This is a genomic window from Massilia sp. Masssp93, from assembly GCF_059491295.1.
On record NZ_CP168502.1, the window covers coordinates 2,905,108 to 2,920,780 of the forward strand.

Consider the following 15,673-nt stretch of genomic DNA (forward strand, 5'->3'; position numbering starts at 1 on the left):
ATCCTTGACGAACGCGAAATATCGGTGTTACTGTACTACCCGTACTAGTACAGTGAATGAACCATGAACCGACGTCCCCCTTTGATGCTGCAGATCGTGACCGGCGATCCGCGCCCGATCACCCGCCAGATTACCGACGGAATCAAGCGCCACATCGCCAGCGGCGAGCTGGTGCCCGGCGACGGGCTGCCCAGCGTGCGCGGACTGGCCCAGCAGCTGGCCATCAATCCGAACACGGTGGCCAAGGCCTATGCGGAGCTGACGGCAGAAGGCTGGCTGCTGGCGCGCACGGGCCTGGGCCTGTTCGTGGCCGAGCAGCGCCAGCGGCTGTCGGACGCCGAACGCGAACGCCGCTTCGGCGAGGCGGTGGACCGCTTCGTCAGCGCCGTGATCGGGCTCGATTATGCGCAGCAGACCATCCTCGACCGCATCGCGGCCGAGCTTTCCCACTACGCGACCAAACATTCCGCATGAGCGACTACGCCATCGATACCAAGGACCTGTGCCTGTCCTACCAACACAAGCCGGCACTCGACCACCTGACACTGCGCCTGCCGCGCGGCGGCATCCACGCCTTCGTGGGCGCCAACGGGGCCGGCAAATCGTCGCTGTTCCGCGTGCTGCTCGGCTTCGAGCCGGCCACCACCGGCAGCGCGCGCATCCTGGGCCATGACTGCCACCGGCTCACGCCCGCGCTGCGCGCGCGCATCGGCTTCGTCAACGAGGAGCACACGCTGCCGGCCTGGATGCGCGTGCGCGACCTCGTCGCCATGCAGCGGCGCCAGTACCCGCGCTGGAACGACGCCCGTTACGATGAGGTCGTCGGCCATTTCGACGTCGACCCCGGCCAGCGCATCGGCGGCCTGTCGCGCGGCGAACGCGCGGGCCTGAACCTGGGCGTCGCGCTGGCGCAGGGCCCGGACCTGCTGATCCTCGACGAGCCCACGCTGGGACTCGACGTCGTCGCCAAGCGCGCCTTTCTCGAGGCGATGCTGCAGGTGGCCCTGACCGATGCCGGCAACACGGTCGTCTACTGCTCGCACCAGATGGATGAAATCGAGCGCGTGGCCGACAACCTCGTGATCCTGGAACGGGGCCGCATGCGCTACATGAGCGGCCCGGACGACTTCTGCGACCGCATCCGCATGTGGGTGGCCGCGTTCCCGGCCAGGGTGCCGGAGATCCGCCAGTTGCCCGGCGTGCTGCAGGTCCAGGTGATCGACCACCTGACCCACGTGGTCGTGTTCGACCAGGACGACGGTTTCGGCACGCGGCTCGAGATGCTCGGCGCGCAATCCGTCCACGCCATGCCGCTCGGCCTCGACGGCGCCGTCAACGCCTTCCTCGCCCATGGCCACGCCCGTCCCGCGGCCATGCCCGCCGCCGTCCCTCTTGCCGCATAAGGATCTCCCATGCCCGAATTCTTCCTGGCCGAACTGCGCCGCTTCCGGAACGGCGCCGCCGCGTACGGCCTGGCCAATCTCGTCGCACTGACCGTCCTGCAGCAGATGGTCGACGTGCCCAACGCGCCGGTGGGCCTGCACATCATCATGCTGGGCTTCTACATGCTCTCCGGCCTTGCGCTCGCCGTCTTCCAGTTCGGCAGCTACCGCCAGCCGAGCCGCTGGATCTGGCTGCAGCACCGGCCCGTGCACCGCGCCCGGCTGCTCGCGGCGCTCGTGCTGGCGGCCGTCGCGCTGATCGCCCTCGCCGTGGCGCTGCCGCTGTGCGCCGCGCTGCTCATGCAGGACCATTACACGCGCGGCGTCATCGACGCACGCCACTACGCCGGCGCTGCTTACCTCGCCCTCTCGGCACTGTGCGCCTGGCTCGCCGGCGGCTACATCATGCTGCACCGGAGCCGCTGGGCCTTCGTCGTCCTCGTGCTGCCCGTCGTGCTGACGATGCGCCTCGCGACCGCCGCGACGGTGCTGGGCCTGACGGCGGCCTGCGCCGCCGTGCTGCTGGCGCTCCTCTACACGGTGTTCCGCCCCAACCGCAGCGCGGCGGACGACACCGTCGCCACCGCCGCGTCGGCCATCCCGCTGCAGGTGTGCTGTTACGTCGCCCTGTTGTGGGCCGGATCGATGCTGTACCAGGCGGGCCTGGTCGCCGCCGGCGCCCATCCGCAGGTGCGGGAACCGGCGCCGGCCGGTGGCCTGACCGAAACGCGCCGTTTCAAGCCGGTGGAAACGCTGCGGGCCGGCCTGGCGGGGAGTGCGGACCCGCGCGCGGCCGCGTGGCGCGCCGCGCTCGACCCGCATGCGATCGCGAGCCTCGCGCCGATCTTCCGCCAGTACGGCGTGCGCGACCTGATGACGACGCAAGGCATGGCCCGATTCGTCCAGGGCGAAACCATCTGGACCTTCAGCCACGACCGCATGCTGTTCCGCGGCGTCGACGCGCGCAACCGCACCGACCAGGGCGTGTTCGGCGCGGGTGGTCCCGGCACGCGCGAGCGCTTCGATACCGTGCCCGAGACCCTGGGCGGCATCCATGGCGTCCAGTGGTTCTTCGACGCCCACAACCTGTACCGCGTCGACGAGCCGGGCATGCGCCTGCGCCACGTCCTGCGCGTGAACGGGCAGGAACAGCTGGGCGCCGTCACCGTGCTGGAGCAGCGCATCCTCGTGCTCACCAACCATCGCCTCGCATTGCTCGCACCGGCGACCGGCACGCCGTCGTCTTCGGCCGACGTGAGACTGCCGCTCCCGTTCGGCGATCTCGATCGCGTGTACGTCGCCCAGGTCGCGGAAGGCACGCTCGTCTCCTTCGTGTACGGCCACCGCGAGTTCGACGGCGCGCTGCCGGCGCAGCAGATCACGTACCTCGTCGACCCGTCGGCGCGGGTGCGGGAGGTGGGACGGCGCGACCTGGCGCACGACTTCGCGCCGCTGTACGAGCACCGGGCCTGGTGGATCTCGCCGGCGCTGCACGCGCTGGTCGAGCTGCCCGACCTGCTCATCGACGCCGGCGCCATTCCCGACTACGGCCTGAACCGCTTCGCGCCGCTGCTGCAGGCGCGGCCGGCGACCGTCTGGGCCGCCGCGCTCGCGGCCGCGCTGCTGGCCGGCGCCGGCGCCGTCTGGTGGACCCGGCGCACGCACCTCGGCCGCACGGCGCGTGCCGTGTGGTGCCTGGCGTGCCTGCTGCTCGGCGTGCCGGCCCTGCTGTCGCTGATGATCCTGCAACCGCGCCTGCGCGGCGCGCCCGTGGCCGCGGCCGCGCCGGAGCGGTTGCCGGTCCGGGCGGGCTGATGAAAAGATGACAAAGGACTTCCTGGCGCATTTATACTGCCGGTTTTACCCGCCGCCAAGGAAGTCATGACCCGTCTCTCCCTGCCCGCACGCCTGCCCCTGCTTACCCTGCTGGTGGCTATCGCGTGCTCCGCCCTGCCCCCGGCCGCCGTCCACGCGGCCGACGACGCCAGGCCCGCCCCGCGCGACCTGCGCGAGACGTACACCAAGTACGAGTACCGCATCCCGATGCGCGACGGCACGAAGCTGTTCACCGTCGTCTACGTGCCGAAGGATGCGTCGAAGGCCTATCCGTTCCTCATCAACCGCACGCCGTACAGCGCGGGCGTCCAGGCCGAGGGCGAGCTGCACTACGGCGAGGACTGGTATCCGAAGCAGATCGGGCCATCGAAGGAATTCGAGGACGCGGGCTACATCTTCGTCAAGCAGGACGTGCGCGGCCGCTACATGTCGGAAGGGAAGTGGCAGGAGATGACGCCGCACGTGAACCCGCGGCGCGCCGGCGGCGAAGGCCAGGAAAGCCAGGACATGTACGACACGATGGAGTGGCTGCTCAAGAACGTCCCGAACAACAACGGCAAGGCCGGCATATGGGGCATCAGTTATCCGGGCTTCTACACGTCGGCCAGCATCATCGACTCGCACCCGGCCATCAAGGCCGCGTCGCCGCAGGCGCCCGTGACGGACCTGTACATGGGCGACGATTCGTACCACGGCGGCGCCTTCATGCTGGCCGCGAACTTCGGTTTCTATGCGTCGTTCACGGAGCAGCAGAACCCGACGCCGCTGCCGAAGACGTGGGCCGACTTCGACTACGGCGCGGCCGACGCCTACGACTTCTTCCTCGAGCACCGCACGCTGCCCCGCATCCTCGGCACGCTGACGGACAGGCAGCGCGCCCTGCTGGCGCCCACGATCGAGCACGACACGTACGACGCGTTCTGGCAGACCCGCGCCATCGCCCCGCACCTGAAGAACGTGAAGGCGGCCGTGCTGACGGTGGGCGGCTGGTTCGACGCGGAGGACCCGCAAGGTCCGTTCACCACCTACCACGCCATCAAGAAGTACAACCAGGGCAGCTTCAACGGCCTCGTGATCGGACCGTGGGTGCACGGCGGGTGGGCGCGCTACGACGGCAGGCAGCTGGGGCGCGTCTCGTTCGACAGCAAGACGGGCGAGTACTTCCGCCAGCATATCCAGTTCCCGTTCTTCGAGCAGCAGCTCAAGGGCGTGAAGCCCGCGCAGCCCATCGCGGAAGTGACGGCCTTCGAGACGGGCAGCAACGTGTGGCGCCGCTACTCGGCGTGGCCGCCCGTGCAGGCGCAGGCGCGCACCTTGTACTTCGGCCCGCACGGCACGCTGACGTGGCAGCAGCCGCCGGCGGCCGGCGGCTTCGACGAATACGTGTCCGATCCAGGCAAGCCGGTGCCGTACATCGGCTACCCGGCGACGTCCGTGCCGCAGGAATACATGGTGTCGGACCAGCGCTTCGCCGCGACGCGCCCGGACGTGCTGGTGTACCGGAGCGCCGTGCTGGAAGACGACGTCACCGTCGCCGGCCCCGTGACGCCGCGGCTGTTCGTCTCGACCACGGGCACCGATTCGGACTGGGTCGTGAAGCTGATCGACGTCTACCCGGCCGACTATCCCGTGGGCGACCAGCCTGCGCGCGGCAGCGACGTCGCGCCGCCGCGCGGCACGATGGCCGGCTACCAGCAGCTCGTGCGCGGCAATCCGCTGCGCGGCAAGTTCCGCAACGGCTTCGAGAAGCCGGAGCCCTTCGTGCCCGGCAAGGTCGAAGCGATCAGCTACCACCTGGGCGACGTGAACCACACGTTCCGCCGCGGCCACCGCATCATGGTGCAGGTGCAGAGCTCCTGGTTCCCGCTCGTGGACCTGAACCCGCAGACGTTCGTCACGATCCCGCAAGCGAAGCCGGAAGACTTCAAGGCCGCCACGCAGCGGGTCTACCACGCCGCGCAGACCCCATCCGGGCTGCAGCTCCTCGTGCTGCCCGCGCACTGACGCCGCGGGCGGACGTCACGCCCCGATGCGCACGCTGCGCGTCACGGCGCCCGTGGCGTCCATCTCGTCCAGGTAGGCGCAGCGGCGGCCGTCCTGCTTGCCGCGGTACAGCGCCCGGTCGGCCAGCGCCACGGCGTGCTGCCAGTCGATGGCGCCGTCGCCGCCGGCCGGCAGCGTCAGCGCGCCCGCGGTGATGGTCACGTCGACCCGCTGGCCGTCCGCCGTCGTCACGGCGCCGTCCGCGACGGCGGCCAGCAGCGCGCGCACGAGCGCCGCGTGGCCGGCCGGATCGCCGCCGTCCACGTGGACGAGGAATTCCTCGCCGCCCCAGCGCAGCGCGAGTCCGCGCTCGGCCACGGTGGCGCGCAGCCGGCGCGCCACTTCCACCAGGACCTCGTCGCCGGCCGTGTGGCCGAGGCCGTCGTTGATCGCCTTGAAGTGATCGATGTCGAGCAGGATGAAGCAGTGACTGGCGCCCGGCGCGCGCGCGGCCATCGCAGCGCGGAACGAGCGCCGGTTCAGGAGCCCCGTCAGCGCATCGTGGGTCGAGTGGAACGCCAGTTCCTCGTTCAGTTCGCGCAGGCGGCGGCTGGTGCGCACCGAACGGCGGTACAGCACCCAGACGAAACCGCACAGCAGCAACGCCACCCCGGCGCCGGTCGAGGCGATCAGCTGCCACACGCGGCGCTTGCGGATCTGGACATCCTTCATCGCGTTCTCGCGGCGCAGGCTCTCGATCTGGATGGCGCGGCGCTGGGCCTCGAACTGCTCCTGCAGCACCTTGGCCGTGTGCTCGTGTTCCGCCGCGGCCAGCCTGGCCGCCACCTCGCGCTGCTCCTGCAGCGCCTGCAACGCCTGGCGCACGAGGCCGGCCTTGTCCAGCATGCGGCTTTTTTCGAGCAGCACGTTCGCCATGTCGGGCAAGGCGCCGTCCGCACGCTGCTCGGCCAGCACGCGGTCGATGTACGCGAGGCCCTGCGGCAGGTGGCCCTGCCCGGCCAGCGCGAAACCGAGGTTGGCCTCGGCGATGCGCCGGGTGGCCGGGTCGCCCGCCTTCGCGGCGAACGGCACCGCGGCGCGCGCGGCGCGCTCGGCCTCCACGTAGTTGCGGTCCTCGAGCCAGCTGTCGGCGATGTTGCCGAGCGCGTTCGCTTCGAACAGCGCGAGGCCGTGCGCGTGCGCGATGGCGAGGCCCTTGTAGTAGGCGGTGCGGCCCTGGTCCGGGTGGCCCTGCATGACGTGGGCAATGCCCTCGATGACGAAGCGCCGTGCGGCCGACGGCGGCGGCAGCGCCCCGCCGTCCGGACCGATCGCGGCCAGCGTGGCCAGCACCTTGTCGGGCGAGCGCGTGTACACGTAGACCTTCGCGATCGCGAGCAGCAGGCCATTCGCGCTCGTCTCCAGCAGCTCCGGATGCCGGCGCGCGATCTCCAGCGCCTTCAGGTAATGGCTGTGCGCGAAGTCGTACTGCCCCAGCTCGAGGTAGCCGTCGCCGTAGGCCTGCTGCAGCGCGGCCGTGAATTCCGGATCGCGCAGGTCGGCGTGGCGGATGTCGATGTCGTTCACGGCGGCCAGCGCCGTCGACTGGCCAAGGCCGCCCGTCGCGCCGGCGCGCGCCAGCCGCCCGAGCGCCGTGTTCAGCGCGTCGCCCTGCGCCCGCGCCATCCGCACGATCCGCTCCGCGACCTGCCCGGCCGCGGCGGTGTCGCCGCGATCCGCGTACGCGCGATGCAGCAGCTTCAGGTACGCGATGCGGTCCGCGTACGGGCCCGCCATCGCATCGCCCTGCGCCGCCAGCAGCGCCGGCAGCGCGCCGGCGTCGGCCGCGCGCACGAGGCGTTCCAGCCGCGCCAACTCCGCGGCGCCGCCGTCCGCCCGCGCCCCCGGCGCCGCGCACCCCAACGCCAGCAGCAGGGCCAGCGCAGCGCTGGCGGCCCGGCGGCCGGCGGCGTGATTCGGAGGGGATGGGCTCATGGTCGTTCGAAGTGGACAGGACCGGCAACGCGTGTGCGGGGCCGGACAAGTCCACTATAGCATCGGCGACGCCGGATGCTTTACGACGGGCAACTAATTTTCAGGATGCGTCGTCGAATCCAACACATTCTTGCCAGACATGCATGATTCTCGGTACGGAATGCCGCACATCATCGTCATTTCCGTCAATGCGCAGGCCATGCGTCTGGCCGTGCCGGCAAACGCTAGCGCTTGTTCAGGGCCGCCACCGTGGCGGCCAGCGTGGCGCGCGCCTGCTGCCACGGCGTACCGGCAAGCGCCTGCGCGCACTCGGCGCACGGCTCGAACGGATTGCAGGCATGGGGGAGCTCGACGTAGTTGGCGCCGACGACGGGCCTGGCGGCGGCCGAATCGACGCGCCCGCCGCCGTCTCCCTCCTTGAGCCATTTCTGGAAGGGGTCGAGCGCGACGCCGGCCGGCACGTACCAGCGCTTGCGGCCGGGATTCCAGCGGGCGCCGAGGGCGCGGGCTTCGTCTTTTTCTGCGTAGGGAACGTTCAGGAAAGTCATCTGGCTTCTTCGTCGGACGGCCGCGCATGGCGGGCGCCGGCGCGGGATGCCGATCCTAACCGATCCGGCGCCCGCGCGCAAACGGCCGTCATCCCAGCCGCGCCAGCATGGCGCGCAAATCGTCCAGCCGGTAGGGCTTGGCGACGACGTCGTACGCGAAGCCGAGCGCGCCCCGGTCCGGCGCACCGTAACCCGACGCGAACACGACGTGCAGCCGCGGATGCAGTGCCCGCGCGCGGCAGGCCAGGTCGACGCCGGACTTGCCGGCCAGGTCGATGTCGGTGAACAGCACGTCGCACGCCCCATCCTCCAGCCGCGCCAGCGCCTCGTCGAAGCTGACGGCGCCGCGCGCATCCTGGCCCAGCGCGTCGAACAGGCTGCACGCCATGTCCAGCAGGTCCGGATTGTCTTCCGCGATCAGGATGCGGGTGCGGCGCGGCGCGGCCGCCGCGGCTGCGCCCGGACGGTTGGCCAGCACATGCCGCACCTTGCGCGCCAGCTGGTCGCGGCCATAGGGCTTGGACAGCAGCTCGACGCCCGGATCGAGCCGGCCGCCGTGCACGATGGCGTTCTGCGTGTAGCCGGACGTGAACAGCACGGCCAGGTTCGGCAGCAGTGCCTTGGCCAGGCGCGCCAGTTCCGGGCTGCGCATCGGGCCCGGCATGACGACGTCGGTGAACAGCAGGTCGATCGGCAGGCCGCTCTTGACGATGCCGTAGGCGTCGGTCGCATTGTCGGCCTTGAGCACGCGGTAGCCCAGGCTGCCCAGCATCTCGACGACCGTGCCCTGCACGGCCGGATCGTCCTCGACGACGAGCACCGTCTCGCTGCCGCCCTGCGGGGCGACGTCGGACAGGCGCGCGGTCGCGTCCTCGGCCTCGAAGGTGCGCGGGAAGTACAGCCGCACCGTCGTGCCCTCCCCGACTTCGCTGTAGATGCGGAAGTGGCCGCCCGTCTGCTTGACGAAGCCATAGGCCATCGACAGGCCCAGGCCCGTGCCCGCGCCTTCCGGCTTGGTCGTGAAGAACGGCTCGCACGCGCGCTCCAGCACGTCGCGGGCCATGCCGCAGCCCGTGTCGGACACGGCGATCATCACGTACTGGCCCGGCCGCACGTCCGGCTCGGCGGCGACGTAATCGTCGTCGAGCATGGCGTTGGCGATCTCGATCGTGAGCCGGCCGCCGTTCGGCATCGCGTCACGCGCGTTGATCGCGAGGTTCAGGATCACGTTTTCCAGCTGGTTCGGGTCGACCACCGTATGCCACTGGCCGCCGGCACGCACGGTCTCGATGTGGATCGTTTCGCCGAGCGCGCGCCGCAGCAGGTCGTCCATGTCCGCCACGATGCGGGCCGGATTCACGACGACGGGCTGCAGCGGCTGCCGGCGCGCGAACGCGAGCAGGTGCGAGCACAGCTTGCCGCCGCGCTCGACGGCATGCAGCGCCACCTGCAGCAGGTTCTGCACCCGGGGGTCGCCGCCGCGGTGCTGCAACAGTTCGAGGTTGCCGCCCACGACCTGCAGGATGTTGTTGAAGTCGTGCGCCACGCCGCCCGTCAGCTTGCCGATGGCTTCCAGCTTGTGCGAGCGCTGCAGCGCTGCCTGCGCCGCCGTCAGCTCGGCCGTCCGCTCGGTCACGAGCGTTTCCAGCTCGGCCTGATGGTGGCTCAGCGCATCCTGCGCGACCTTTTGCTCGGTCACGTCGCTGCCCTGCACGAAGATGCCGATGACCTGGCCGGCCGGATCGAGCACGGGCTGGTAGATGAAGTCGAGGTAGCGCAGCGCCGGTCCCTGCGCGGGATCGTTGTGCAGCTCGACCGGCACGGCGCGGCCGATATACGGCCGGGCGCTGCGATACACGCTGTCCAGCAGATCGCCGAAGCCCTGGCGCTCGACCTCGGGCAGCACCGCGCGCAGGGACTTGCCGAGCAGGTCGCGGCCGCCCACCAGGCGGCGATAGGCGGCGTTGGCCAGTTCGTACACGTGGTCCGGGCCGCGCAGCACGCAGATGAAGCCGGGCGCCTGCTCGAACAGGCGCTGCAGATGCATCTTGTCGCCCTGCAGCTCGGCCGCCAGCTTGAGCGCCGCGTGCGCGTCGGCCAGCGCGCGCGTGCGTTCCTCGACCATGCGCTCCAGTTCTTCCTGCTTGCGACGCAGCTGTTCCTCGGCCAGCACGCGCTCGGTGACGTCGTTCCCCTGCGAGAAAATGCCGACGACGGCGCCGCCCTCGTCGACGATCGGCTGGTACACGAAGTCGATGTAGCGCAGCGTCGCCGGACCGCCGCCGGCCGGCGCGACGGCGAGCGGCAGCGCCTGGCCGACGAACGCCTGGCCGCTGGCGAACACCTGGTCGAGCAGCTCGAAGAACTGCTGTCCTTCCAGCTCGGGCAGCGCCGCGCGCACCGGTTTGCCGATGATGTCGCGGAAGCCGGCCAGCCGGTGGTGGGCCTGGTTCTGCAATTCGTACACGTGCTGCGGACCGCGGAAAAAGCATACGAAGCCCGGCGCCTGTTCGAACAGGCGCAGGAGCTCGCGGTAGGGTCGGCTGGACTTGACCTGCTCGACGGACGACAGCTCGGACGCGGCCGCCGGGGTGGCGCCGGCGGGCGCGTTCGTGGCTGGATTCATAAGCGTGAAATCTTACCCTCCGGCGCACCGCGTTGACAATATGTTTACGCCTTGCGTGCGCGCCCGTTGTCGGCGTTGCATGCCCGCGCGCGGCGCGCTTGCCATTGTGTCAAGGCACGTGTTCCACTATGATCGACTTTCCCCATTACCGGACAACGCCATGCCGCTCGACCGCCATCCGCCCGCCATCCGCACCCTGCATCCCGCCGACTGGGCCGCCTACCGTGCCCTGCGCCTGCGCGCGCTGGCCGATGCGCCAAATGCCTTCTGCAGCACGCTGGCGGAGGAATCGCAACGCCCGGACGACGTCTGGGCCGCGCGCCTCGCCGCACCCGCGCTGGGCGCGCATCAACAGGGTTGGCCGTTCGTCGCGGAACTGGACGGCACGCCCGTCGGCCTGGCGTGGGTGAAAATGGAAGGCGCCGGCGCGAGCCTGTACCAGGTGTGGGTGGCGCCCGAGGCGCGCGGCCGCGGCGTCGGCGCGGCGCTTCTCGACGCGGCCATCGCATGGGCGCGCGCACGCCGGGCGCAAGCGCTGCACCTCGGCGTCACGGCGGGCGACGGCGCAGCCGCGCGGCTGTACCGGCGCACCGGCTTCGTCGACGTCGGCACACCCGTGCCGCGCGCGGGCACGGCGCTGTCCGAACAGGCGATGGTGCTGGCGCTGGGAGACGCGTGAGCGCCCCCGCGCCTGGTCAACGGCACAGGGCGTCCAGATTGCCGACCGGTTCGACGGCCGGCAGTCCGGACAGGTCGATCCCTGCATCCTGCGCGCGGCGCTCCATCAGCGCGCCGTTGCCGGAACGCGGGCTCGGCGTGCGGTACGCGGCATCGGACTGCGCCTGGTCCAGCGTCACGTAGCGCGCGCCCGCCGCCTCCATGCGCTTCATCACTTCCGGCAGCGTGGCCGCGCTCCAGGCCCCCATGTGCGTGAGCAGCACCTGCGGGATCATGCGGCCGTACACGCGCTGCGACATGGCCCTCATGCGCACGAGCTGCTGGTCGACGCGGCGGTAGTAGCCCGCCTTCATGCCGTCGATGGCGGCGGTGTCGCCCTTCGCGAGGCAGCGCGCATACGTTTCCGTGTATGCCCAGTCGTCGAAGCCAAGGCTGACGTCCGCGATGCGGTAGCCGCGCCTGGCCAGCCAGTCCAGCGCGCCGTCGTGGCGCGCGCCGCTGCCGCCCGCATCGAGGAACGGGTAGCGCAGCACGTGCCAGTCCTTGCCGGCCATGTGCTTCTCCAGCACCGCCTCGCCCGCGCGCGCGTCGGCCTCCCAGGCTTCCAGCGACGGCGCCTGCGACAATCCCATGTGGCTGTACGTGTGGTTGCCCAGCGGGTAGCCGGCCTGGCGCCAGACGTCGAGCGCCGCTTCGCTGTGCGGGTCCTCGGCGATACGCTTCGCGTTGACGAGCCCCCAGGCCTCGGCAACGCCATGCGCATGCAGCGTGCCCACATACGAACGGGCGATGCCGGCCCAGGTCATCCCCGCGGGCAGCGTGCCATGTGCAGGCAGGTCGTCGGCCGTGACGGCGACGTCGAAACGGTCCGAAGCGGAGGCAGCGGCCGCGCCGGCGCCAAGCAGCAGCGCGCACAGCAAGATACGTGGTTTCAAGGGAGTCCTCTCGATGACATTGTGAGTGTGGGCAATTGGTTCGACCGATGCAATTATTGCCCGGATCGCGTGGCCGAGGCAACGGCCGTAAAACGTTTTATCGTGCCGGCGCGCGCCGTGCGCCGGGACGAACGGCGCCCGTATTGACGGGCGTTCTTTCGATCCGGCGATTGACTTTGCTTTTCCTGGCAAGGTACGATGAAATCGATTACAACTACAACCGAACTTCCCTGGAGATCCCATGCATCGTCCCACCCTGCTCGCCTGCGCCGCGTTCCTCGCGGCCGGCACCGCGCACGCCGCCGCCGGCATCGAAGTCAACCAGCTGGGATTCCTGCCCGCCGCGCAGAAGCTGGCCGTCGTGCCGGCCGGCGCGGGCGACGGCGCGTCGCCGCGTTTCACGGTCGTCGACGCGGCAAGCGGCAAGATCGCGTTCGAAGGCACGCTGGGCCCGGCCGCGACGTGGGACGCATCCGGCGAGCGCGTACGCATCGCCGATTTTTCCGCGCTGCGCACGGCCGGCAACTACCGCATCGTCCGCGCGGGCCTGCCGGATTCGCCCGCGTTCGCGATCGGCGCGGAACCCTATCGCGCGCTGGACGCGGGCGCCATCCACGCCTACACGCTGCAGCGCGCCGGCATCGCGCTGGGCGCGCGCATCGCGGGCCCGTACGCACGCGCGCTCGGTCATCCGGACGACAAGGTGCTCGTGCACGAATCGGCGGCGTCGGGCAAGCGTCCGGCCGGCACCGTGATCAAGAGCCCGAAAGGCTGGTACGACGCGGGCGACTACAACAAATACATCGTCAACTCCGGCATCAGCACGTACACGCTGCTGGCCGCGTACGAACACTTCCCGGCCTGGTTCGACAAGCTCGCCGTGAACCTGCCGGAAGCCGGCAACGGCGTGCCGGACATCCTCAACGAAGCGTTGTGGAATCTCGACTGGATGGTCACGATGCAGGACCCGGCCGATGGCGGCGTGTACCACAAGCTGACGAACAAGGCCTTCGACGGCATGGTGATGCCGGACCGCGCGACCGCCCCGCGCTACGTCGTGCAGAAGACGACGGCGGCGGCCCTCGATTTCGCGGCCGTGATGGCGACGGCGAGCCGCGTGCTGGCGCCGTTCGACGCGCAGGCGCCGGGCCGCTCGCAGCGCTACCTGGCCGCGGCGGAAAGCGCGTGGCGCTGGGCCGTCGCCAACCCGGCCGTCCTGTACCGCCAGCCGTCCGACATCCAGACCGGCACCTATGGCGACGACAAGGTCGACGACGAGTTTTCCTGGGCTGCGTCCGAACTGTATATCGCCACGGGCAAGGACGAATACCGCACCCGCGCCCTCGCCGCCGCGCCGGCCGTGCAGACGGCGCCCGGCTGGAGCGACGTGCGCCCGCTCGGCTGGATCTCGCTCGCGCAGCAGCGCGCGCGCCTGAAGAAGCCGGGCGACGCCGACGGCGCGCGCCGCCAGATCCTCGCCGCCGCCGACAGGCTGCTGGCGCAATGGCAGGCGTCGCCGGCACGCCTGGCGATGGCGCCGTCCGACTTCGTCTGGGGCAGCAACGCCGTCGTGCTGAACCAGGCCATGATGCTCGTGCAGGCTTACCGGCTCACGCACAAGGCCGACTACCTGAACGCCGCGCAGTCGGCGCTCGACTACACGCTGGGCCGCAATCCGCTCGGCATGAGCTATGTGACCGGCTTCGGCGCCCGCGCGCCCATGCATCCGCACCACCGGCCGTCGGAAGCGGACGGCATCGCGGCGCCGGTTCCCGGCTGGCTCGTGGGCGGACCGAACCCGGGCCAGCAGGACGCCAAGGATTGCCGCGTCGCGTACGCGTCGAAGGCGCCGGCGACGTCCTACCTGGACAATGCGTGCAGCTACGCCAGCAACGAAGTCGCCATCAACTGGAACGCGCCGCTCGTGTACGTGGCGGCCGCGCTGCAGGCGCTGGAGCGCTGAGCGCGGCCACCCAGCCGGAACGGCAACCGTCCGTGCCGGTCCGGTGCGCCCACCACCGTCCCGGACGCGGGAAGGCAGACCGGCGGTGCAGCACTTAACAGATCGACCCGTATGTACTTTTGCCGGTCGGTACATCGAGACCGAAATAGCAAACGTATCCGTCGCCTTTGTCCCAGATGCAGGCAAGATCGCGCCTGAACCGTATTCGACGATCGGGGCCGGCCCCACAGGTGTCCTTCCTGTCTGGCCCGATCTGGTCGAACAGCTCCTTGGCGAGTGGTCCCTTGAACGTGAATGCCACCTTCATGTTCTTTTTCGTTGGCGGCACGGTATCGCCCAACTCCCCGCCGTATATCCAGTACTCGCCCTTGAGCGGCTTCGGACCAGCGCCCGTAGTCTCCGGCTTCTCCGCAGCCTGAGTCAGAGAGCACAGGGCGAGGGCCGCGGCAATGAATACCGAGCGCGCGCTCATGATGCGTACCTCGGCCAGAGCTCGACGTGGAAGTGGTTATTATGGCCCATGAGGGACTTGACCCGTGCGCGACCCAGTGCTTTTTGCACTTCGTCGTCGTTGAAATAAACAATTTTCACCCACGGATCATCCAGGAACAGGCGAATTAGTTTGATCGTGGCATCCCGATCATATGCCTTGTCCCTGTACGAGCAGCGCGCGCCTTGACCGGTCATGTAGTCTTTGCGCACCGGACGACAGTCCACCTCGATGCCCAACTGGTGGGACTTGTGGTTGTCGTAGGCAAAACCACCGTCGATGCTGATATTCCCGATACCGAATTTTCGGTCACAAATGGCCTGCCACTCCCGCTCGACCCGAAAAATCACCGTGAGCAGGTTCGGGTGCGCGTACTGCGCCAGGTGACCTGTCCCAGGTGCATCGTGCAGGGTACCGTACACATAGTATCCGGCCTCCTCGGGGGCTTGGGGCAACATGAAATATCCACGCCGGTCTTTCGGTTGGATTGGAACTCCGCCACTCATCGTCGCCCCCTCTCACACACAGCACTTTTTCGCGGCCAGATCCCAGCCGCCGGCCGTGCTGCCGCCGACGCCGCCCCCGATCTTCTGCTGCGTGTACGTCCACTTGACCTTCGAGAAGCAGAGTCCGATCGCGTCCTCCAGGACACCGCCGCCGTCACCCAACACCTGATCCATGTCGGACAACATCACGTTCTCCAGTTCGACCTGATAATACTTCACCCGCTTGCCGTCGCCGTCGGCGCGCATGAATTCGATCCTGGCCCTCGGGATTGTCTTACCCATCGAGCAGTGCTGCATCAGGATTGGTGAAGCGAGATCCGCGAGCTTGGTAATCGACAGGGTACGGTGCCCGGAATGACCGGTCGTGTGGCCGCCTGCGGTGGAAACACTCGCGCTCATCGGCTGCGTCACGCCCCAGTGAGCGGACTTCAGTTCGATCCAGCCTTGATGCGCAGAGTCGGTCGATTCGCCTTTGATGCCGTCGATCTGCAAGTATGCGTCGATCATGTTGCCTCTCCTGATGGTGATGAGACGCTGATTCTTGCTCAGCAGAGGCCGACACAGATTGGGGCGGCGCAATGACCGGCATTGCCCGGAACTTCTCCCTTGCGTGACGACGAACAGCCGAAGCACCGCCCGGGCGCGGGCCGGCCGCCGCAAGAACCGGGCCC

The 15,673-nt window shown here is 69.5% G+C and carries 13 protein-coding genes; 6 read left to right on the plus strand and 7 right to left on the minus strand.

What is annotated here, in order from left to right:
* Positions 1–63: 63 nt before the first annotated feature.
* From ACEN9Q_RS12020 to ACEN9Q_RS12035, 4 genes are all read left to right on the plus strand, one after another.
* A complete protein-coding gene (locus ACEN9Q_RS12020; protein ID WP_056444222.1) occupies positions 64–474 on the plus strand; it encodes a GntR family transcriptional regulator in 411 nt (136 codons plus the stop codon).
* Positions 471–1,403, plus strand: a complete 933-nt coding sequence (locus ACEN9Q_RS12025) for an ABC transporter ATP-binding protein (protein WP_495628577.1) — start codon at positions 471–473, stop codon at positions 1,401–1,403. The genes ACEN9Q_RS12020 and ACEN9Q_RS12025 overlap by 4 nt, the downstream gene beginning before the upstream one ends.
* Positions 1,404–1,412: 9 nt before the next feature.
* Complete coding sequence (locus ACEN9Q_RS12030; protein WP_495628578.1) at positions 1,413–3,257, plus strand: hypothetical protein; 1,845 nt, start codon at positions 1,413–1,415, stop codon at positions 3,255–3,257.
* A 66-nt stretch (positions 3,258–3,323) separates the two neighbouring features.
* On the plus strand, positions 3,324–5,282 hold the full coding sequence (locus ACEN9Q_RS12035; RefSeq protein WP_495628579.1) for a CocE/NonD family hydrolase: 1,959 nt from the start codon (positions 3,324–3,326) through the stop codon (positions 5,280–5,282).
* Positions 5,283–5,297: 15 nt separating this feature from the next.
* Here ACEN9Q_RS12035 and ACEN9Q_RS12040 read toward each other — a convergent pair whose 3' ends face one another.
* The 3 genes from ACEN9Q_RS12040 to ACEN9Q_RS12050 all read right to left on the minus strand — a co-directional run bounded on the left by ACEN9Q_RS12040 (position 5,298) and on the right by ACEN9Q_RS12050 (position 10,430).
* Positions 5,298–7,256 carry a diguanylate cyclase gene (locus ACEN9Q_RS12040; protein ID WP_495628580.1) on the minus strand — a complete coding sequence of 653 codons (1,959 nt, stop codon included), beginning with the start codon at positions 7,254–7,256 and terminating at the stop codon, positions 5,298–5,300.
* 224 nt (positions 7,257–7,480) lie between these two features.
* Positions 7,481–7,804: a DUF5710 domain-containing protein gene (locus tag ACEN9Q_RS12045; protein ID WP_056444207.1), complete on the minus strand. Its 324-nt coding sequence runs from the start codon at positions 7,802–7,804 to the stop codon at positions 7,481–7,483.
* Between the two features lie 88 nt (positions 7,805–7,892).
* Positions 7,893–10,430: a hybrid sensor histidine kinase/response regulator gene (locus ACEN9Q_RS12050; RefSeq protein ID WP_495628581.1), complete on the minus strand. Its 2,538-nt coding sequence runs from the start codon at positions 10,428–10,430 to the stop codon at positions 7,893–7,895.
* A 160-nt stretch (positions 10,431–10,590) separates the two neighbouring features.
* On the opposite strand from ACEN9Q_RS12050, the gene ACEN9Q_RS12055 reads away from it, so the two are divergent.
* Positions 10,591–11,109, plus strand: a complete 519-nt coding sequence (locus tag ACEN9Q_RS12055) for a GNAT family N-acetyltransferase (protein WP_495628582.1) — start codon at positions 10,591–10,593, stop codon at positions 11,107–11,109.
* A 16-nt stretch (positions 11,110–11,125) separates the two neighbouring features.
* Here the strand turns inward: ACEN9Q_RS12055 and ACEN9Q_RS12060 are convergent, their stop codons facing one another.
* Positions 11,126–12,043 carry a polysaccharide deacetylase family protein gene (locus ACEN9Q_RS12060; RefSeq protein ID WP_495628583.1) on the minus strand — a complete coding sequence of 306 codons (918 nt, stop codon included), beginning with the start codon at positions 12,041–12,043 and terminating at the stop codon, positions 11,126–11,128.
* Between the two features lie 241 nt (positions 12,044–12,284).
* Between ACEN9Q_RS12060 and ACEN9Q_RS12065 the strand changes: the two genes are divergently transcribed.
* Positions 12,285–14,006 carry a glycoside hydrolase family 9 protein gene (locus tag ACEN9Q_RS12065; protein ID WP_495628584.1) on the plus strand — a complete coding sequence of 574 codons (1,722 nt, stop codon included), beginning with the start codon at positions 12,285–12,287 and terminating at the stop codon, positions 14,004–14,006.
* Between the two features lie 94 nt (positions 14,007–14,100).
* Here the strand turns inward: ACEN9Q_RS12065 and ACEN9Q_RS12070 are convergent, their stop codons facing one another.
* From ACEN9Q_RS12070 to ACEN9Q_RS12080, 3 genes are read right to left on the minus strand one after another with little or no spacing between them, the layout of a single operon-like run.
* Positions 14,101–14,478 (minus strand): hypothetical protein, encoded by a 378-nt coding sequence (locus ACEN9Q_RS12070; protein WP_056444196.1) that lies wholly within the window; start codon positions 14,476–14,478, stop codon positions 14,101–14,103.
* Positions 14,475–14,954, minus strand: a complete 480-nt coding sequence (locus ACEN9Q_RS12075; protein ID WP_056444194.1) for a penicillin-insensitive murein endopeptidase — start codon at positions 14,952–14,954, stop codon at positions 14,475–14,477. The genes ACEN9Q_RS12070 and ACEN9Q_RS12075 overlap by 4 nt, the downstream gene beginning before the upstream one ends.
* 60 nt (positions 14,955–15,014) lie before the next feature.
* On the minus strand, positions 15,015–15,509 hold the full coding sequence (locus ACEN9Q_RS12080) for an Hcp family type VI secretion system effector (RefSeq protein WP_495628585.1): 495 nt from the start codon (positions 15,507–15,509) through the stop codon (positions 15,015–15,017).
* Positions 15,510–15,673: the final 164 nt, after the last annotated feature.